The sequence below is a fragment of the Brucella sp. NBRC 12953 genome (assembly GCF_040369775.1).
Taxonomy (GTDB): domain Bacteria; phylum Pseudomonadota; class Alphaproteobacteria; order Rhizobiales; family Rhizobiaceae; genus Brucella; species Brucella pseudogrignonensis.
Genome location: NZ_BAABSV010000001.1, coordinates 493,563 through 513,710 on the forward strand (window position 1 = coordinate 493,563; position 20,148 = coordinate 513,710).

A 20,148-nucleotide genomic window follows, 5' to 3' on the forward strand; every position below is an offset into this window, starting at 1 on the left:
AGGATAGCGACTATCATCGCCCTGACGTTTGCAACTGTCGAACCTTGAATTCGACGAGGATGGAGAACGCCAATGCCTGCAGTGCAGGAGACCATTGATCAGGTTCGCGGCTTGGACGTGGACCAGTATAAGTACGGTTTCGAAACAACGATCGAATCCGAGAAGGCCCCAAAGGGTCTTAATGAAGATATCATTCGCTTCATTTCCGCTAAAAAAGAAGAGCCGGAATGGATGCTTGAGTGGCGTCTGAAGGCCTATGAACGCTGGCTCACCATGGAAGAGCCATCATGGGCGCGCGTGGATTATCCAAAGATCGATTTCCAGGATGCGTATTATTACGCAGCCCCAAAGAATCAGACAGGCCCGAAATCGCTGGATGAAGTCGATCCGGAATTGCTTCGCACATATGAAAAGCTTGGTATTCCCCTGCGTGAGCAGGAAATCCTCGCTGGCGTGCGCAAGCAGGGCGATCCAAGCGAAATCGACGGCAATCCATCGGACAACGTTTATGCATCGGGCCGCGTGGCTGTTGATGCTGTGTTCGACAGTGTTTCCGTTGTCACGACCTTTAAGGCAGAGCTTGCCAAAGCGGGCGTGATCTTCTGCTCGATTTCGGAAGCCATTCGCGAGCATCCCGAACTGGTTCAGAAGTATCTCGCTTCGGTTGTTCCGGTTTCGGACAATTATTATGCGACGCTGAACTCGGCTGTCTTCACCGATGGTTCGTTCGTCTATGTACCAAAGGGCGTTCGCTGCCCGATGGAGCTTTCGACCTATTTCCGTATCAATGAAAAGAATACGGGCCAGTTCGAGCGCACGCTGATCATCGCGGAAGAAGGCGCTTACGTCTCCTATCTCGAAGGCTGCACCGCACCACAGCGCGACGAAAACCAGCTCCACGCAGCAGTCGTTGAACTGATCGCGCTCGATAATGCCGAGATCAAGTATTCGACCGTTCAGAACTGGTATCCGGGCGATAGCAGCGGCAAGGGCGGTATCTATAACTTCGTTACCAAGCGTGGCGATTGCCGTGGTGATAATTCCAAGATTTCGTGGACGCAGGTTGAAACCGGCTCCGCTGTAACGTGGAAATATCCTTCCTGCATTCTGCGCGGCGACAATTCGCGTGGCGAATTCTACTCGATTGCCGTTTCCAACGGCTATCAGCAGATCGACAGCGGCACCAAGATGATCCACCTCGGCAAAAACACGTCGAGCCGCATCATCTCCAAGGGTATTTCGGCAGGCAATTCCAACAATACCTATCGCGGTCAGGTTTCAGCCCATCGTAAGGCTGAAAATGCCCGCAACTTCACCCAGTGCGACTCGCTCCTGATCGGCAACGATTGCGGTGCGCATACCGTGCCATATATCGAGGCAAAGAACGCCACGGCACAGTTTGAGCACGAGGCAACCACCTCCAAGATTTCCGAAGACCAGCTGTTCTACGTTATGCAGCGCGGCATTCCGGAAGAGGAGGCTATCGCCCTCATCGTCAATGGTTTTGTGAAGGAAGTTATTCAGGAACTGCCAATGGAATTCGCCGTCGAGGCGCAGAAGCTCATTGGCATTTCGCTTGAAGGCAGCGTCGGTTAATCCGGCGCGCTTTACTGCCTTAAAACATCCGATTTTCTGGCCAGCCCTTTAACTGGCATAAGCAGCTCTTCGTGAGCCTGCGCTGAGAGACAAGGTTTATACCCATGCTTGAGATCAAGAACCTTCATGCAAAGATCGCTGACACGGACACAGAAATTATCCGTGGTCTGAACCTCACTGTGAACAAGGGTGAAGTTGCCGCCATCATGGGCCCGAACGGCTCGGGCAAGTCGACGCTGTCCTACATCCTTGCAGGTCGCGATGATTATGAAGTGACCGAAGGCGACATTCTTTACAACGGCGAGTCGATCCTCGAGCTCGATCCGGCTGAACGCGCTGCCAAGGGCATCTTCCTGGCGTTCCAGTATCCGATGGAAATCCCAGGCGTTGCCACGATGGAGTTCCTGAAGGTTGCGATGAACAGCCAGCGCAAGGCGCGTGGCGAAGCGGAACTGAAGATTCCTGAATTCATCAAGCGCGTGAAGGAAGCCGCTGGCGGCCTTAACATCGACATGGACATGCTGAAGCGTCCGCTCAATGTTGGCTTCTCGGGCGGCGAAAAGAAGCGTGCTGAAATTCTTCAGATGCAGCTTCTCGAACCAAGCCTCTGCGTTCTCGACGAAACCGACTCCGGTCTCGACATCGATGCGCTGAAGATCGTTTCGGATGGTGTGAATGCTCTGCGTTCGCCAGACCGCGCTGTGATCGTGATTACTCACTATCAGCGTCTGCTCGATTACATTGTACCTGATAGCGTCCATGTTCTTTACAAAGGACAGGTCATCAAGTCGGGCGACAAGACCCTCGCAAACCACCTTGAAGAAAATGGCTATGCCGACATTATCGGCGAAGTAGCCTGAGGAGCGGATTATGAACATCCAGACCTCTAAACCAAGGACACCAGCTGAAAGCGCACTGATTGACAGCTTCGCCACTCGTATGGGCGAACTGCCGGGCAATGGCGATGTCGTCGTTGCACGCGACAACGCCCTGGAATCGCTGAAAGTGCATGGTCTTCCGTCACGCCGCATTGAAAGCTGGCACTACACGGATTTCCGTACGCTGCTTAAAGGCGTTGCTGACTTCAATCCGACTGCTGGAACCAATGCGCTTCCTGCACTGCTCGCAGGCTCGTCCATCATTGCTGCAAGCAATGGTGCAGCACTTGACGCAAAGGCTCCGGAAGGTGTGACCTTGACTGCTGTGCGCGACGCACTTGCTGACGGCTCGCTCGTTCCACAGCTTACCGTTCGGGGAACCGATGACACGATCGGCCAGATCAACGCTGCTTATGTAAGTGATGGCTGGGCATTATCGATTGCCGATGACGTTGAGCTGGAAGCACCGCTTGAGCTGCAGAACATCCAGAAAACCGGGCAGGGCCACACGCGCTTCCCAGTCGAAATCGGTTCAAACGTCAAGGCAACGATCATTGAGCGTCAGTCAGGCGGTGAAGGCGATGCTTTCTCGACCTCTGTAAGCCATGTGAGCGTTGGCGATGGCGCCGATGTCATCTGGGTTATCCTGCGTGATTTTGGTCAGGCAACGCAGCTTGCCCAGTTCAACGCAACGATTGGCGCAGGATCGAAGCTTACGCTTTACATCGTCAATGCTGGTGGCAAGCTGGTTCGTCAGGAAGTGCATCTGACTGTTGCAGGTGAAGATTCAGACTTTGAACTTCGCGGCCTCAATCTTCTGTCTGACGATTCCCACACCGACATTACAATGACGGTGGCGCATCTGGTCGAAAATACACGTTCGACCCAGATCATCCGCAACGTCGTCAAGGATCGTGCGCGTGGTGTATTCCAGGGGATGATCCGTGTCGCACAGATCGCCCAGAAGACCGACGCCCGCATGGCCTGCAACACGCTGCTGCTGTCTGACGATGGCGAGTTTGATGCGAAGCCGGAGCTGGAAATCTTTGCGGATGACGTGGCTTGCGGCCACGGTGCCACGGTTACTGAGCTGTCGAAAGACTATCTCTTCTATCTGATGGCACGCGGTGTTCCTGAAAACGAAGCCCGCGGCCTGCTGATCAAGGCTTTCATCGCCGAGATTATTGAAGAGCTGGAAAACGAAGCTCTCGTTGAAGCACTGGAAGAAGTGCTCTCGAACTGGCTCGCAGCCCACGCTTGAGTAAATAAGGCGGAGTAATAATTGCTCCGCCTTTTCTGCCTGAAGGGTAGAAGGAGCGATCATGGATCAGAAGAATCCAATTGTTGCGGCTTACGATGTCGAAGCGATCCGCAGAGACTTCCCCATCCTGTCACGACAGGTTCATGGCAAGCCGCTCGTTTATCTCGATAATGGCGCGTCTGCGCAAAAGCCGCAAAGCGTCATCGACGCTGTTACGCATGCCTATGCGAATGAATATGCCAATGTCCATCGCGGCCTGCATTTTCTTTCCAATGCTGCAACAGATGCCTACGAAAAGTCGCGCGAAACGGTTCGTCGCTTTCTGAATGCCGGTTCCGTTGACGAAATCGTCTTCACCAAGAATGCGACTGAAGCGATCAATACGGTCGCTTACGGTTACGGTATGCCAAATATCGGCGAGGGTGATGAAATCCTTCTGTCGATCATGGAGCATCACTCCAATATTGTTCCGTGGCACTTCATCCGCGAGCGGCAGGGCGCAAAGCTTGTCTTTACACCGGTCGATGACGAAGGCGTGTTCCATATCGAGGAATTCGAAAAGCGTCTGACCGAGCGTACGAAGCTTGTTGCAATCACCCACATGTCCAACGCGCTTGGCACAGTCACTCCGATCAAGAAGATCGTTGAACTGGCTCATGCGCGCGGCATTCCGGTGCTGGTTGATGGCAGCCAGGGCGCTGTCCACCTGCCGGTTGACGTGCAGGATCTCGGCTGTGACTGGTATGTCTTTACCGGCCATAAAGTCTATGGCCCGTCAGGCATCGGCGTTCTTTATGGTCGCGCTGAAATGCTCGAAAAGATGCGCCCGTTTCAGGGTGGTGGCGAAATGATCGAGGAAGTGACAGAAGAAAACGTCACTTACAATCACCCGCCACATCGCTTTGAAGCTGGCACACCGCCGATCGTTCAAGCGATTGGCCTTGGCGCTGCGCTTGAATATATGGAAAAGATCGGTCGTCATGCGATCGCGGCCCACGAAGAAGACTTGCGTATTTATGCGCATGAACAACTGGGCAAGATCAACAGCTTGCGCATTTACGGCAATGCTCCGGACAAGGGGGCGATCATCTCGTTTGCGCTTGATGGTATTCACGCGCATGACGTATCAATGGTCATTGACCGGGCAGGGGTTGCCGTGCGTGCTGGCACGCATTGCGCACAACCGCTCTTGAAACGCTTTGGTGTCACCTCTACATGCCGTGCATCTTTTGGGATGTATAACACCCGTGCTGAAGTGGACGCGCTGGCAGAAGCCTTGGAAAAGGCAAGGAAGTTTTTCGGATGACCGAGATCGAACAAAAAGTTCAGGAACAGACTGAAACCAAGACGGACGATGCAAGCGCATCGGCAGATGGAAAGTCTGTTTTCTCTGCCTCTGCTATTCCGCAGGAAGAGCTGCTTCGGCTGACCGATGATATCATCAGCGCGTTGAAGACTGTTTATGATCCTGAAATACCAGCGGATATTTACGAGCTCGGTCTGATCTACAAGATCGACATCGAAGATGATCGCACGGTCAAAATCGAAATGACGCTGACTGCCCCTGGTTGCCCTGTTGCTGGCGAAATGCCGGGCTGGGTCGAGAATGCCGTTGGTGCAGTCGAAGGTGTTTCGATGGTTGAAGTAACCATGACATTTGATCCGCCGTGGTCCGCTGATCGCATGTCAGAAGAAGCGCAGGTCGCTGTCGGCTGGTACTAAGAACGAAAAAGCCCCGCACAATGCGGGGCTTTTTATTTGTTCAGAAGCCTGTCGTGTTCGCGTAGTGCAGGGAATTCTTTCCGATACTTCCCTGTATGAGGCCAACTAGCCCGCCTAGCGCCGTGGCCGCTGATACGAGCCCTTGGCCGCCTCGGAAAGATATAGACAGTACGGCACCCATAAATTTGAGTGCACGGCCTACGATCTTCATTGGCAATTTTTTCAATGTCTTGTTCGGGTTTTCGCGATAACGAGCGCCGAACTCTGTGATGTTGTGGTCACGGTTGCGACGATAATGATAGCTCAGCGTCAGTCGAGACGACGGCACTGTTTCATAGACGATCGCATCGCAAGCCCAGCCGGTTCTTGCGCCAAGCGATTTTGCTTTCGCCCAGAGGTTCCAGTCTTCACCCCCGGTCAGCCCGAAATGGGAATCGAAACGCAGTCCGGTGTTGCGGAAGAAATCTAGTCGTCCCATCCAGCTGCCTGTGGCAACTTTGATGGAGTCACCGCGACCTGCAGCACATTTGCGGCGGCATCTTTTCTCAGCGTTATAACCACTGCGTTTAATACCCGACCAGACAAGCTTTTGAAGAATTGTCAGGTTTTCATCAAAAGGTTTTGGTCTTACCGGGGAGCCTATAATATCGAGCTCCAGTCGATCTCGTTCTGCGAGCAATGTCGCAAGCCAGTTCGGCTCAACAAATTCATCGTCATCAACGTAGACTAGGAAGTCAAAACCCTGTTCGATTGCGTGATTCAACGCTCGATTTCGTGCCGAAGAAATGCCTAAAACACCTTCCACGATATAATCGATATGATCGCCTGGCATTTGCGCGCGAAACGTTTCGACGGTCTCATCAAGCGTCGGTGAAAAGTTATTCTCGACAATGAGAAATGAAACGTTGACGTTGTTAGGCTTCTGAATGGAAGCAAGTGATGAAAAAAGGTTGCAGAGCATTTTCGGTCTGCTGCGAGTTACGACGGAAACACAAATGCGCCGTTGACACATGATATATTAAACCAAAAAAGTTTATTTGCGATATTATGCAAGCTTAATATGTATTTGTTATGAATGCAATAGTTGTAAAAAAGCAACGTTGCAACCGCAGGAAAGAGAACGCAGTCTCTTATTCTTGCAGCTATTTGAATTTGTAAGGGAAAAAACGAGCGCTTGATAAATGCGCTAGTGGTGCCCCCAGAGAGACTCGAACTCCCGACCCCCTGATTACAAATCAGGTGCTCTACCAACTGAGCTATAAGGGCAGCACAGGCGTGGAATTAGCATAATTTTCAGCCGTGTAAAGCGAAAATTCACATTCAGCGGGTGATGGTAAGCAGGTTTTGCATATGATAGCCATCATGTCTGTGGAAAATGCACGCTTTGGCTCGCTGGAACGGATAAAAATGAACGATACATCCTTGGCGCTTCACTTCGTTTCTTCAGGGACAGAAGAATCACTCGCAGCTCAGAAAGAGCTGGTGAAGCGTTATGGTCATGTTGCTGCAGAAGATGCCGACACAGTTGTCGCGCTGGGTGGCGATGGTACAATGCTGCAGGCCTTGCGGGATTTCATGAACAGCGGTATTCCCGTTTACGGTATGAACCGTGGTTCAGTGGGCTTTCTGATGAACGAGTTCAGCGTCGAAGATTTGCCTGCGCGCATTCATGCAGCGCAGAAAGAAACAATTCGCCCTCTGGAAATGATTGCGGAAACGGAATCTGCTCCGCCATTCAAGGCTTTGGCAATAAATGAGGTTTCGCTTTTCAGGCAGTCCTATCAGGCCGCCAAGGTGCGGATCACCATTGATGGTAAGGTTCGGCTGGAGGAGCTCGTTTGTGACGGTGTGATGGTCGCGACGCCTGCAGGGTCCACCGCCTATAATCTTTCGGCGCAGGGGCCAATCCTTCCGCTGGAAGCGCCACTTCTAGCTTTGACGCCCGTAAGCCCTTTTCGACCGAGGCGATGGGGTGGGGCACTTTTGCCAAAGCATGTAACTCTGCGCATGGACTTGCTTGAAACTGAAAAGCGACCAGTGAATGCAGTTGCTGACAATAACGAAGTTAAATCCGTGAAGGCAGTTACTGTGCGTGAAGACCCGGATAGTCGGGTTGCTATCTTGTTTGATCAAAATCATTCATGGGACGAGCGCATTCTGACAGAACAGTTTAGACATTAGTTGGCTATGAATTTAGTAGTTTCACGCTTTAGTGTTCGGCGAAACCTAATAAAATACAAATAAATAAGCATTTTTATATTCTCTCCGGGTATTTTAGTTGACTTTTGCACGTTCTGGACGTAGGCGATGCTGCAAGAAAACGCGTATAGCGTTGCAGATGCCTTTTCTGCCTTGGTTCCTGCGCCGGATGACGCGGCTGCAATGACAGGATGGGTGGAACTCACTTCCAAACAGAGAGCTGCGCCTCCATTGACAACATTTGCCGAACTCGGTCTTTCCCCGAAAGTGCTCGCTGCTGTTGAAGCCGCGGGATACACCGCGCCTACGCCTATCCAAGCGGGAGCAATTCCTCCAGCGCTCGAGCGTAAGGATGTGCTTGGTATTGCACAGACGGGCACCGGAAAGACTGCATCTTTCGTTCTGCCTATGCTCACGCTTTTGGAAAAAGGCCGTGCTCGCGCTCGTATGCCTCGCACACTCATTCTCGAACCAACGCGCGAACTCGCAGCACAGGTCGAAGAAAACTTTGTGAAATATGGCATTAATCAGCGTTTGAATGTTGCTCTGCTCATCGGCGGTGTTTCGTTTGACGAGCAGGAACGCAAGCTTGAACGCGGCGCAGATGTGCTGATCGCCACGCCTGGTCGTCTTCTCGACCATTTTGAGCGCGGCAAATTGCTGCTGACAGGTGTTGAAATTCTCGTCATCGACGAAGCTGACCGTATGCTCGACATGGGTTTCATTCCCGACATCGAGCGTATCTGCAAGCTGATCCCGTTTACCCGTCAGACGCTGTTTTTCTCGGCAACCATGCCGCCGGAAATTACCAAGTTGACCGAACAGTTCCTGCATTCGCCAACGCGTATCGAAGTTGCCAAGGCTTCTTCAACCGCAAAGACTGTGACGCAGCGTCTGGTCAAGTCGGGTAAGAAGGACTGGGACAAGCGCGCAGCTCTGCGTGATCTGATCCGCAGCGAACAAGATTCGCTCAAGAACGCGATCATCTTCTGTAATCGTAAGAAAGATGTGTCCGAGCTGTTCCGTTCGCTTGTTCGTCATGAGTTCAATGCAGGCGCTTTGCATGGTGATATGGATCAGCGCGCACGCATGACGATGTTGGCAAACTTCAAGGAAGGCAAGTTGCAGTTGCTGGTTGCCTCTGATGTTGCTGCACGCGGCCTTGATATTCCTGATGTGAGCCACGTCTTCAATTACGATATTCCGATTCATTCGGAGGACTATGTCCATCGTATTGGTCGTACTGGTCGTGCCGGTCGTTCAGGCAAAGCATTTACGCTGGTAACCACTGCGGACACGAAGTATCTGACCGCAATCGAATCCATGATTGGTGAAAAGATCGAATGGGTGGACGGTGATCTTTCTACATTGCCAGCGGCTGACGAATCTGAAGATACGTCACGCAAGGGCAAGAATGCCCGAGGTAAAGGCAAAGATGCCAAGGGTAAGTCGAAAGACAAACAGAAGGTCGAGGCACCTGTGATCGTTCAGGCCGATGAACCGCAACCAGTTATCAATGAAATAAAAGATCGCCGCGATGCAATCCGTCATTCAAATGACGACCGTCGCGGCAAGCCGCAGCACGATAATCATAAGCGTCGCCGTGATCGCGATGATGATGATGGTCCAGTGCCGATTGGCTTCGGTAACGACATTCCAGCATTCATGCTGATCCCAACAGGGATACTGGCGTAACGCTTAGAAGAAACAAAAAGCCGCTCTTTCAGTGAGCGGCTTTTATTTTTTGGCTTCTGATCTGAGGCTGGCTGCAAATGCAAGTCGCGCCCATTCGGTCATGATTTCTGGATCATCATAAGCTTCGTCCGGCACACTCCAATAGGGCATTGCAATGGTTTTTCCGTTCTTGCGGCCGTCGTAAGTCCACTGTGTTGATCCCGCAGCGATGAAAGCCGGTGCGCTTTCCTGATCTGCCTTTAAAAGCAACTCATCCTGAACAACAAGCGCTACGATCAAACCCTGATGGTAGATACCTTTGCCGCCAAACATGCGGCGGATGCTAATCGTCCCTAAGCCTTCAAAAAGGTCTCGTAGAGATTGATCATCCATGGAATGGGTAATCCTGAACGGTTAAGCAGCGCCCTGCATCTGGCGAAGGCTTTCTGGTGACGCTGCTGTGAGCTCGACAGACTCACCGCAACCGCAAGCCGATGTCTGGTTTGGATTATTGAAAACAAAACCAGTGCGCAACGTGGTCACTTCGAAATCCATTTGAGTGCCAAGCAGGAATAACACGGCTTCTGGAGCGATATAGACCTTAGCTCCGTTCTTTTCGACGGAATCATCACCGGCCTTTGGCTCAGTGACGAGATCAATCGTATATTCCATGCCAGCGCAGCCGCCTTTTTTTACGCCTACGCGGATACCGAGGGCACCGTCACGGGAAGCCATGATTTCATTAACGCGCGCTGCGGCTGCATCGGTAAGCGTCAAGACTGAGAAACGGCCCATGTTCATCTCTTCCGGTGTTATGCTGGTTTGTGACTGAAGAATCATCCAGTCTGTTCGCAACGTTGCGCTTTTCTGCGCGATTGCCACGTTTTTACTATAGTTAGTGTTGTAACATCATTACTGCAAGACACCAAATCAGTCGTTGTCCTGGCTGGCAAACACATCTTGGTGTGCTGCAACCAAAGAATTGCTGGAAGAGGAGACGCGTATGTTGATTGAACGCATGAAGCCTTTGATGCTTGCCGGGATTGCTGGCGTTTTCAGCACGATGATTTTGGTCTCTGGCACGCAAGCGCAGGAAGCGCCTAAGAAAGCAGCTTCTGAGCAGGAACAGACCAAGCCGGTCGAAGAGACAAAACCGTCTGAGCAGACGCAGGACGCGTCTGTTGGCGTTACGGTGCCTGATTATCGCGATGATAGGTCCACGCCGCAGGCGCTAATGGAATCCTATTATAATGCGATCAACCGCAAGGAATATGCTCGCGCTTATAGCTATTACTCGGAAGAAGGACGTGAACCGGACTTTAAGGTCTTCGTTAAAGGTTATGAAAAAACCAAGAGCGTGAAGGTTGCAGTTCGTAAGACTGATCCAGATCCGGGGGCAGGGCAGATTTACTGGAGTCTTCCGATTGCAATCGAATCCGAAAGCGATGATGGCAAGAAGGAAGTTTATACCGGCTGCTATACAATTCGCCTTACCAATCCCGGTATGCAGGAAGAGCCACCATATAAGCCCATGCAGATTATGACTGGTTCGCTCACCAAGTCGCCGCTTGAAATTGAGAAAAGCGTTCCGGAAAGCTGCGAAGCGCCATAATGAAAGATGTTGCTTGACCTTACCACGATGGGAAGCTGCATTGTGGGTATAGTGAAAGCAAGGAGTGATTTGATGGTTACGTTTTCAATTCCCAAGATGAAATGTGGCGGTTGTGCTGAGAGCGTTACAAATGCACTGCACAAGATCGATGGAGCATCCACGGTGGATATTGATCTCGATAAGAAAGAGGTCAAATTCGTAAGCAATGCTTCAAATGACGATGCACTCAACGCACTTGCTGCAGCGGGCTATCCAGCAACGATCACGCAATAATGTGATCAACCTCACAAGCGTTTTGATAATGCATGACTTGTAAGACGCTTATCCAAAGCCTAAGTGCCGGACGCAGATGCGCCCGGCATTTTTGTTTTGATAGAATGATATACGGTGCGGAGAGGCGACCAAGTGCTGCAGCTAGGCCTGCAAAACTTGTGTTTGATTGACTGGAAGGCCGATTTTTGCCACATCAGCGGCAAATCTCGTTTATGGTGCCCCGTAACGACAGCGAACTGAGATGATAGCATTGGGTGCGTTATCCAGGCTCTGTTCATAAAGGGTGCCAGAAGGCATAATCATCGCGTTATCGCGATATAGAAGGATGTAGGGCATGGCTATGGCAGCCGATTTCCAGGATCTTCGCACGAAGATGGTCGATAACCAGATCCGTACCACGGATGTAACGGACCTTCGGGTCATCGACGCTTTTCTGACCGTTCCGCGCGAAGTTTTTGTTCCGGCAAACCGTCAGGTGCTTGCCTATATCGACGAAGACCAGCTTCTCGAAGGCGAGGGCACTGCGCCACGCTATCTGATGGAGCCGTCACCTTTTGCAAAGCTTATTCAGCTCGCAAAGGTAAATAAGAACGACGTCGTTCTCGATATCGGCTGTGGCACAGGTTATTCTTCGGCCATCCTTTCTGAGCTGGCAGGTTCGGTTATTGGTCTTGAAAGTGATTCCTCTTTGTCAGCTATTGCAGCGGCTCGTTTGCAGGAATTGAGCCATGACAATGTTGTGATCGTTTCAGGCGATTTGAAAGCAGGCTACCCTTCAGAAGCGCCTTACGATGTGATTTTCATCGAGGGTGCAGTTGATTTTGTACCGGAAGTACTTTTCAATCAGCTAAAGGAAGGTGGTCGTTTGATCGCCGTCGAAGGCCGTGGAAACGCCGGAGTTGCAAGGATTTACGTGAAAGAAAACGGCGTGGCTTCTGGTCGTAGCGTTTTCAACACTGCAGTTCGTCCGCTTCCAGGTTTTGAGCGTGTTGAGCAGTTCGAGTTCTAATCCAGAGCATGGGGCAATTCTGCAACGATGCGGAAATTGTTTGTGAAAGCACTGGCGGGAAAGATGGAAATAGCGGAATTTACACGTTATTAAGTCTTCCCGAACCGATCGGTTCGATTATAGATTCGTTTGTTCTTATATGAGGTATACGGTGTTCAAAGCGTGCAAAGGACTTATGGCGGCGGCAATACTCCTGTCGGGCACCGTTTTATCGGGCCAGGCCGCTTTGTCAGAGACGCTGAACGGCGCTCTCATGAAGGCGTATAAGAACAATGCTACCCTGAACTCATCGCGGGCAGGTGTGCGTATTCAGGACGAAAATGTTGCGATTGCAAAATCCGGCTATCGTCCACAGATCACCGGTAGCTATAACGTAGCTCGTGGCAAGTCGCCTACCTCTGATTATAGAACGACCGGCACTTACGGCATTGAGCTGAACCAGATGTTGTTCGATGGTTTTCAGACCAAGAACAACGTTGCTTCAGCAGAAACCACAGTTTTTGCTCAGCGCGAGAATCTCCGAAATGACGAACAGAACACGCTCCTAGAGGCCGTTCAGGCCTATATGAACGTGTATCAGCTTCGCCAGATTGCGGCTTTGCGCGAGAAAAACCTGGCCGCTATGAATGAGCAGGTGCGCGCCTCGCGTGCTCGCCTTGACGTCGGTGAAGGCACTCGTACCGATGTTGCTCAGTCAGAATCGCAGCGTTCTACTGCAATCGCGCAACTCAACTCTGCTCGTGCAGACGTTAAGTCTGCCGAAGCGACCTATGTTCAGGTTATCGGCTCACAGCCAGATCGCCTTTCTACGGCACCAGCTGCAAAAAATCTGCCACGTTCACCAGACCAAGCCTACGCGAATGCAGTGACCGTGCATCCTGGTATTCTTGCCACTCAATATGCAGTTAATGCGCAGGGCTTTAACGTCAAGGCCAAGGAAGGCGCTTTGCTGCCGACTGTCGGTCTGACGGCAAGTGCCAGCCACCTCGACACCTATGCCGGTACGAGTGTAGGCGACGGTAACTCTGCTTCGGTCGGTGTAGGTGTAAGCATTCCAATCTATACCGGTGGCCGCACCTCTGCACAGGTCCGCCAGGCAAAGGAACAGCTCGGTCAGGCACGTATCGAAGTCGATATCGTTCAGGATAAAGTTCGTCAGGCAATCAGCTCTGCTTGGTCGCAGCTTGAAGCAGCTCGTGCATCCGTGAAGGCGAACCGCGATGGCATCGCAGCAGCTCAGCTTGCTCTCGATGGTGTGATTGAAGAGCGTAAAGTTGGTCAGCGCACGACGCTAGACGTATTGAATGCTCAGAATGATCTCGTCAGCGTACAGATCGCACTCGTTCAGGCTGAACATGACTCGATTGTTGCAAGCTATGCGCTTCTAAATGCCAGTGGACGTATGACGGCACAGGACATGCAGTTGCAGGTCGCTCAGTACAAGCCTGAAGAACATTACAATGCGGTCAAGGACAAATGGTTCGGTTTGCGTACACCAGATGGTCGCTGAGCCCTATCATAAGCATTAATAAAAACGGCGCCCTCATCGGCGCCGTTTTTGTATGATTCGTCTTTCGGTTCGTAAATCTTAATAAAATGATAAAGCTGTGGGTTCGGATCACACATACCTGTGCAGGGATTCTCAAATCGCTGCATGTCCGATACCCTTAATCCATTGATTCTCTGCCTGTGTGAGTAATTGGCAAAAAGGGAAAGACGGACAGCTATGGCACAAACATCCAGCGCAGCACGCGAACCGTCGATGGAAGAAATCTTGGCTTCCATTCGCCGGATTATCGAAGATAGCGATGTTACGCGTCATCCGGCGCCTGCCGCATCCGCATTTCCTTCTCGTGGTGAGGTCGCCAAATTCCGCCGACCTGCAACGATAGAAGAGCAACAGCCTGAAGCAGTGGAGAAGCCGGTGGCAAAAGCCCCGATTTTCTCTGAGGAACCAATCCTGCGCGGCCCGATTGTCGAACCTGCAAAAGAGGTTGCTGTTGCTGACGAAACTGTCGATGCCGACGAAGAAGAGGCTGACTTCATTCCTGACGCGCAAAACGATGACAATCGTAGCGGAATCGTCGAAACTACTGGCGAGATAGACAATACCGTGTCGGCTGAAGCTCAAGTTGACGATAAGATCAGTGCGTCATGGACCGAAGACGTGTCAGAACCAGAGGCTGAAGTGGCTCCAGTTGCTGAGGCGCAGCTTGCTGACTTGAAAGCGCAGGGCGCAGCACATATTTTGTCGGAAGGCACAGGACGTAAAGTAGCTGCAGCATTTCAGGATTTGAATCACGCTGTTCATTCCGAACCGCGCCGTTCCTTTGATGAAATCGCATCAGATCTTTTGCGTCCAATGCTACAGAATTGGCTCGATACCAATCTGCCTCCGCTTGTCGAGCGACTTGTTCGCGAAGAAATCGAACGTGTGGTGAGAGGCGAACGCTAACCGTCGCACGTCAGATTGGACTCTTTAACCCGTCTGTCATGCAGGCGGGTTTTCACTTTTAGGGTGATTTGTCGGCTGTTAGTTGCTATTCACCCGTCAATCAATTCATTCCGCATAAAGACCGGACGTTTCCATGCTTGAGAAGACTTATGACGCCGCGGCCGTAGAGCCGAAAATCGCTGAACGCTGGGAAGAAGCTGGCGCATTCAAGGCGGGTGCAGGTTCAAAGCCTGGCGCCGATCCATTTGCTGTGGTTATTCCTCCGCCGAATGTGACGGGGTCGCTTCACATGGGCCACGCGCTCAACAATACGATTCAGGACATCATGGTCCGCTTTGAACGTATGCGCGGCAAGAACGTTCTTTGGCAGCCAGGTATGGACCATGCGGGTATTGCCACGCAGATGGTTGTTGAGCGCCAGCTCGCTGAGCGTCAGGAACCAAACCGTCATGCCATGGGCCGCGAAAAGTTTATCGAACGCATCTGGCAGTGGAAGTCGGAATCCGGAGGCTTGATTTCCAATCAGCTTCGTCGCCTCGGCGCATCATGCGATTGGTCGCGTGAACGTTTTACGATGGACGAGGGGCTGTCACGCGCTGTTCTTGAAGTGTTTGTCTCTCTTTACAAGCAGGGACTGATTTATCGCGACAAGCGCTTGGTCAACTGGGATCCGAAGTTGCTTACCGCAATTTCCGATATTGAAGTCGAATCCCGCGAGATCAAAGGCCATCTGTGGCATTTGCGTTATCCGCTGGAAAACATTCCTTTCGATCCAGAAAACCCACATACATTCATTGTTGTCGCCACCACGCGGCCTGAAACAATGCTTGGTGATACGGGTGTTGCTGTTAATCCGAAGGATGAGCGTTATCACGCTTCAATTGGCAACAATATCGTACTGCCACTCGTTGGCCGCCGTATTCCGATTGTTGCGGATGATTATGCTGACCCGGAAGCAGGTTCCGGTGCGGTTAAAATTACGCCTGCTCATGACTTCAACGACTTTGAAGTTGGCAAGCGTAATGACCTGCGTGTCATCAATATTCTCACGCCTTCTGCTGCGATCACTCTCAAGGGCAACGTTGATTTCCTTGAAGGTCTGGAAGTAACGCCTGAGCTCAATGCGCTTATCAACGAGTTTGAAGGACTAGACCGTTTTGCTGCGCGCAAACGTCTTGTCGAAACGCTTGAAGAGCGGGGTTATCTCGAAAAGATCGAGGATCACACGCATGCGGTTCCGCATGGTGATCGCGGTGGCGTACCGATTGAGCCTTACCTGACCGACCAGTGGTATGTGAATGCGGCTGAACTTGCAAAGCCAGCTATGGCTGCGGTTCGTGATGGGCGCACGCAGATTGTGCCGAAGAACTGGGAAAAGACCTACTTTGACTGGATGGAAAACATTCAGCCATGGTGTGTTTCGCGTCAGCTCTGGTGGGGTCATCAGATCCCGGCATGGTATGGACCAGATGGAAAGTGGTTCGTCGAGAAGAGTGAAGAGGAAGCCAAAGCTGCGGCTCTCGCACATTACGGCGAAAACGTTGCTCTGGAACGCGATACGGACGTTCTGGATACCTGGTTCTCATCAGGTCTCTGGCCGTTCTCCACACTCGGCTGGCCTGACAAGACACCTGAACTCGCGGCCTATTATCCAACCAGCGTTCTGGTAACTGGTTTCGATATTCTGTTCTTCTGGGTTGCCCGCATGATGATGATGGGCATGCAATTCATGGAGGAGATTCCGTTCCACACGGTTTATCTCCACGCACTCGTGCGCGATAAGCACGGCGCAAAGATGTCGAAGTCCAAGGGCAATGTTATCGATCCGCTTGAGCTGATGGATGAGTATGGCGCAGATGCTCTGCGCTTCACACTTGCGATCATGGCGGCTCAGGGACGCGACGTGAAGCTCGATCCAGCGCGTATTGCTGGCTATCGTAACTTCGGCACCAAGCTCTGGAATGCAACACGTTTCGCGCAGATGAATGGTGTTAAGCTCGACCCGAACTTCAAGCCTGATGATGCGAAACTCGCTGTTAATCGCTGGATTCTGACTGAGCTTACGAAAGCAACAAGCGCAGTTACTGACGGCATTGCGAACTATCGTTTCAACGAAGCAGCAAGCGCTGCCTATCGTTTTGTCTGGAACCAGTTCTGCGATTGGTATCTGGAACTGCTCAAGCCGATCTTTATGGGCGATGATGAGGCTGCCAAGGCAGAAGCACAGGCAACGGCTGCTTACTGTCTGGATGAGATCTATAAAATCCTGCATCCATTCATGCCGTTCATGACCGAAGAGCTTTGGACGTTGACCGCAGGCGAAGATGCAAAGCGCGATACAGTTCTTGCTTTGGCAGAATGGCCAGAACTGTCGTTTGAGGATGAAGAGTCCGCCGCAGATATCAACTGGCTGGTTGATCTTGTCATGGGCATTCGTTCTGTTCGTGCGGAGATGAATGTTCCGGCAGGTGCTGTTGCACCGATTGTTGTTCTCGAAGCGAATGAAACAACCATTGATCGTTTCGCGCGTCATGATGCTGCTATCAAGCGTCTTGCGCGTGTGGAATCGGTTTCCTTTGCTAATGAAGCACCAAAAGGCTCTGCTCAGCTGGTGCATGGCGAAGCCACGATTTGTCTTCCTTTGGGCAGTCTGATTGATCTGAAAGCTGAAGCCGCTCGCATGGCGAAGGAAGCAGGTAAGATCGCGGCCGAAATGGAAAAAATCGAGAAGAAGCTCTCAAACGAAAAGTTCGTGGAGAACGCCAAGGAAGAAGTTGTTCAGGCAGAACGTGAACGGCTCGCTGAGCTCAAAGATGCGGCTGCACGCGTTGCAACCGCCGAAGCACGTATCCGTGAAGCAGGCTGATTTCGGCAGTTAGCAACAGCTTTACCTCGAATCACAAGCCCGGCAATTTCGCATTGCCGGGCTTTTCTGCGTCGGTGGGTCACAATTAGCTTGTTTCAAGGCGCTCTAAAGTTCATCGAACCGCCGTTTCGATTGTTTTTCCGCGCTGTTGCGCTTTAGCAACAAGGCGTGATTTGGGCCGAAAAGTGGCTAAAATTGGCGTTTTAAAGAAGGTTAGAACCAAGAAATTTAGAAGAATTCGCAATTAGCATGCTAATTTTGTGCTTTTCGCCAAAACACATCTTCGCTACTCGCTGTTCTCCCAATTTATCTATCTTGCGGGCTGAATCCTTCCTGATTTACGTTTGCGTCAAAGTAAATTGCTGAAGTTCATTGCATTCTGTTTGGGAGGACACTTTATGAAACTGCAGCGCATGAAAGCTGTCGGAATCGCAGCCGGTCTGTTGGGGAGTGCCGTAAGTGCACATGCAGGCGGTTTGGAGCGTAGCTCGCAGGATTTTGATATCCTGTTTGAGCAGGGAACCGTGATCGACACGACGGGGACTTTCGTTTCGCCACAGCGTAAGCTGAAGAACATTCGTGGTCCAATTGGCGACAGAACCGGCAACATCAACCCGTTGAGCGGTCGTCCTTATTCCTCTGACGTCGATGAGGCCAAGAGCTATTGGGTTCCGAAGTTTTCGGCAAAGGTTGATCTTACTGACGATCTCGCTTGTGCGGCCCAGTACCGTCAGCCTTGGGGTATTCATACGGATGTAGGTACAGACAACCTTCGTATGTTTACGGCTATCGAGCAGAAGATTTCCTCCAACGATTACGGCCTGAACTGTTCTTATCGGTTCAATGCGGGGGAAAAGGGTTACTTCCGCCTTCTCGGTGGCGTTAGCTATCAGGAGCTGAAGGGTGAGCAGACCCGTATGATCCCTCCGGGTTCAGCTTTCGGTGGTACGTTCCGTGTCGCTTCGCTTGATGTTGAAGACAAAGCTTTTGGCTGGCGTATCGGTGCTGCCTACGAACTTCCTGAATACGCAATTCGTGCAAGCGTCGTGTATCAGTCTGAAGTCAAGTACAATCTGGAAGGCACTATTGATAACCTGGCTCTGAGCCCGCTCACTGGGCGCTCGCTTCCAATCGCTGTCGCAGGTGATGTTGCTACGCCGCAGTCTGTAGAGTTCAAGTTCCAGACGGGTATTGCTCCTGACTGGCTCGCATTCGGTTCGGTCAAGTGGACCGATTGGTCGAGTGTTGAAACTGTTGCGTTCGACTCTTCTGCCAATCTTCAGCTGGCACCTGGTGTAATTGTTCCTAAGGGAACGAACATCACAAACCTGAACCTCTACTATCAGGATGGCTGGACTGTCAGTGGCGGTGTTGGTCACAAGTTCAACGAACAGTGGTCTGCTGCTGCAACCGTTACCTGGGATCGCGGAACGACAACCGGTTTGACATCGCAGACCGACCTCTGGCTCTTTGGTCTGGGCACAAACTACAAGGCAACGGAAAACTTTGAAATCCGTCTCGCTGGCGCTGCTGGCTGGCTCACGTCGGGCGAAATGGACGATACCATCGTGAACGGTAAGCCAAACGCTACCGGCTCGAAGGGTGAGTTTGGTAATGATTTCGTCGGCGGTCTGTCGCTGACGGCCAAAGTTAAGTTCTGATCGTCTGAACACCACAATGAAAAGCCCGGCTTCGAGCCGGGCTTTTTTGTTTCAAGCTTAGTATCTTATTGCTCAAGTCGAGCGAGCAGAGAGGAGGTATCCCAGCGACCGCCGCCGATCTTCTGCACTTCCTTATAGAACTGATCAACAAGGGCTGTTACCGGAAGAAGCGCGCCGTTGCGGTTGGCTTCCTCAAGGCAAATCCCAAGATCCTTGCGCATCCAGTCAACGGCGAATCCAAACTCATATTTGCCTTGGTTCATCGTGTTATGACGATTTTCCATCTGCCAGGAGCCTGCAGCTCCTTTGGAAATAACGGCAACCAGTTTCTCGATATCGAGACCAGCTTTTTTGCCAAAGTGAATACCTTCCGCCAGTCCTTGCACCAGACCTGCGATGCAAATCTGATTGACCATCTTGGCAAGTTGTCCAGAACCAACAGGCCCCATAAGCCCGACCGAGCGCGCATAGGATTCAATGATCGGCTTTGCTTTTTCAAAGACCGCCTCTGATGCGCCGACCATGACGGTAAGGACGCCGTTTTCAGCTCCAGCTTGACCGCCGGAAACTGGCGCATCTATGAAGTGAAAACCGCGCTTTTGCGCTTCCGCGTCAAGCTCGCGTGCAACTTCGGCTGAAGCTGTCGTGTTATCGATGAACACGGCATTCTTTTTCATTGTTGCAAAGGCGCCGTTCGGCCCGGTTGTCACTTCACGCAGATCGTCGTCGTTGCCCACGCAGCTGAAAACAAAATCTGCATCACGAGCTGCTTCCGCCGGGGTGCCCGCATGATTTCCACCAAACTGTTCTGCCCACTTGGAAGCTTTTGCACTTGTTCGATTATAAACGGTAACGTCGTAGCCGCCCTTGGTTTTCAGGTGACCAGCCATTGGATAGCCCATCACGCCGAGGCCGAGGAAGGCCACTTTAATTGCTGTCATT

The 20,148-nt window shown here is 51.7% G+C and carries 18 protein-coding genes and 1 tRNA gene; 14 read left to right on the top strand and 5 right to left on the bottom strand.

Translation table 11 applies throughout. From position 1 onward, the window contains the following. The first annotated feature begins 72 nt into the window (after positions 1-72). The 5 genes from sufB (at position 73) to ABWV94_RS02470 (ending at position 5,457) form a co-directional block, all read left to right on the top strand. A complete protein-coding gene (sufB, locus tag ABWV94_RS02450; RefSeq protein WP_007874786.1) occupies positions 73-1,596 on the top strand; it encodes a Fe-S cluster assembly protein SufB in 1,524 nt (507 codons plus the stop codon). A 104-nt stretch (positions 1,597-1,700) separates the two neighbouring features. After that, positions 1,701-2,456: a Fe-S cluster assembly ATPase SufC gene (gene sufC, locus ABWV94_RS02455; RefSeq protein ID WP_007874788.1), complete on the top strand. Its 756-nt coding sequence runs from the start codon at positions 1,701-1,703 to the stop codon at positions 2,454-2,456. Between the two features lie 10 nt (positions 2,457-2,466). Then, on the top strand, positions 2,467-3,735 hold the full coding sequence (sufD, locus tag ABWV94_RS02460) for a Fe-S cluster assembly protein SufD (protein WP_007874790.1): 1,269 nt from the start codon (positions 2,467-2,469) through the stop codon (positions 3,733-3,735). Positions 3,736-3,796: 61 nt separating this feature from the next. Beyond that, positions 3,797-5,041, top strand: coding sequence for a cysteine desulfurase (locus ABWV94_RS02465; protein WP_112804845.1), 1,245 nt, complete (start codon positions 3,797-3,799; stop codon positions 5,039-5,041). Beyond that, positions 5,038-5,457: an SUF system Fe-S cluster assembly protein gene (locus tag ABWV94_RS02470; RefSeq protein WP_007874794.1), complete on the top strand. Its 420-nt coding sequence runs from the start codon at positions 5,038-5,040 to the stop codon at positions 5,455-5,457. The genes ABWV94_RS02465 and ABWV94_RS02470 overlap by 4 nt, the downstream gene beginning before the upstream one ends. 40 nt (positions 5,458-5,497) lie before the next feature. On the opposite strand, the gene ABWV94_RS02475 is transcribed toward ABWV94_RS02470, so the two are convergent. Both ABWV94_RS02475 and ABWV94_RS02480 read right to left on the bottom strand, forming a co-directional pair. Beyond that, a complete protein-coding gene (locus ABWV94_RS02475; protein ID WP_113498764.1) occupies positions 5,498-6,469 on the bottom strand; it encodes a glycosyltransferase family 2 protein in 972 nt (323 codons plus the stop codon). Between the two features lie 178 nt (positions 6,470-6,647). Next, positions 6,648-6,723 (bottom strand) — tRNA-Thr (locus ABWV94_RS02480). A gap of 141 nt (positions 6,724-6,864) precedes the next feature. On the opposite strand from ABWV94_RS02480, the gene ABWV94_RS02485 reads away from it, so the two are divergent. Both ABWV94_RS02485 and ABWV94_RS02490 read left to right on the top strand, forming a co-directional pair. Further along, positions 6,865-7,638, top strand: coding sequence for an NAD kinase (locus tag ABWV94_RS02485; protein ID WP_007874798.1), 774 nt, complete (start codon positions 6,865-6,867; stop codon positions 7,636-7,638). A 249-nt stretch (positions 7,639-7,887) separates the two neighbouring features. Then, positions 7,888-9,351 carry a DEAD/DEAH box helicase gene (locus tag ABWV94_RS02490; protein WP_007874799.1) on the top strand — a complete coding sequence of 488 codons (1,464 nt, stop codon included), beginning with the start codon at positions 7,888-7,890 and terminating at the stop codon, positions 9,349-9,351. A 42-nt stretch (positions 9,352-9,393) separates the two neighbouring features. On the opposite strand, the gene ABWV94_RS02495 is transcribed toward ABWV94_RS02490, so the two are convergent. Both ABWV94_RS02495 and sufA read right to left on the bottom strand, forming a co-directional pair. Beyond that, positions 9,394-9,723 carry a TfoX/Sxy family protein gene (locus ABWV94_RS02495; RefSeq protein WP_079211818.1) on the bottom strand — a complete coding sequence of 110 codons (330 nt, stop codon included), beginning with the start codon at positions 9,721-9,723 and terminating at the stop codon, positions 9,394-9,396. Between the two features lie 21 nt (positions 9,724-9,744). Next, positions 9,745-10,125, bottom strand: a complete 381-nt coding sequence (sufA, locus tag ABWV94_RS02500) for a Fe-S cluster assembly scaffold SufA (protein WP_007874803.1) — start codon at positions 10,123-10,125, stop codon at positions 9,745-9,747. Between the two features lie 208 nt (positions 10,126-10,333). Between sufA and ABWV94_RS02505 the strand changes: the two genes are divergently transcribed. From ABWV94_RS02505 to ABWV94_RS02535, 7 genes are all read left to right on the top strand, one after another. Next, entirely contained in the window at positions 10,334-10,942 is a 609-nt protein-coding gene (locus ABWV94_RS02505; RefSeq protein WP_113498887.1) for a Cif family virulence factor, read from the top strand. A 72-nt stretch (positions 10,943-11,014) separates the two neighbouring features. Then, entirely contained in the window at positions 11,015-11,215 is a 201-nt protein-coding gene (locus ABWV94_RS02510) for a heavy-metal-associated domain-containing protein (RefSeq protein WP_064320538.1), read from the top strand. A 340-nt stretch (positions 11,216-11,555) separates the two neighbouring features. Then, complete coding sequence (locus ABWV94_RS02515) at positions 11,556-12,224, top strand: protein-L-isoaspartate O-methyltransferase family protein (RefSeq protein ID WP_112805159.1); 669 nt, start codon at positions 11,556-11,558, stop codon at positions 12,222-12,224. 139 nt (positions 12,225-12,363) lie between these two features. Continuing rightward, a complete protein-coding gene (locus tag ABWV94_RS02520) occupies positions 12,364-13,734 on the top strand; it encodes a TolC family outer membrane protein (RefSeq protein ID WP_079211819.1) in 1,371 nt (456 codons plus the stop codon). 216 nt (positions 13,735-13,950) lie between these two features. After that, a complete protein-coding gene (locus ABWV94_RS02525; protein WP_113498768.1) occupies positions 13,951-14,679 on the top strand; it encodes a PopZ family protein in 729 nt (242 codons plus the stop codon). A gap of 133 nt (positions 14,680-14,812) precedes the next feature. Continuing rightward, positions 14,813-17,545 (top strand): valine--tRNA ligase, encoded by a 2,733-nt coding sequence (locus ABWV94_RS02530; protein ID WP_113498770.1) that lies wholly within the window; start codon positions 14,813-14,815, stop codon positions 17,543-17,545. A gap of 413 nt (positions 17,546-17,958) precedes the next feature. Continuing rightward, on the top strand, positions 17,959-19,206 hold the full coding sequence (locus ABWV94_RS02535; RefSeq protein ID WP_268876929.1) for an OmpP1/FadL family transporter: 1,248 nt from the start codon (positions 17,959-17,961) through the stop codon (positions 19,204-19,206). Between the two features lie 65 nt (positions 19,207-19,271). Here ABWV94_RS02535 and ABWV94_RS02540 read toward each other — a convergent pair whose 3' ends face one another. After that, entirely contained in the window at positions 19,272-20,147 is an 876-nt protein-coding gene (locus tag ABWV94_RS02540; RefSeq protein WP_113498772.1) for an NAD(P)-dependent oxidoreductase, read from the bottom strand. Between the last annotated feature and the right edge of the window lies 1 nt (position 20,148).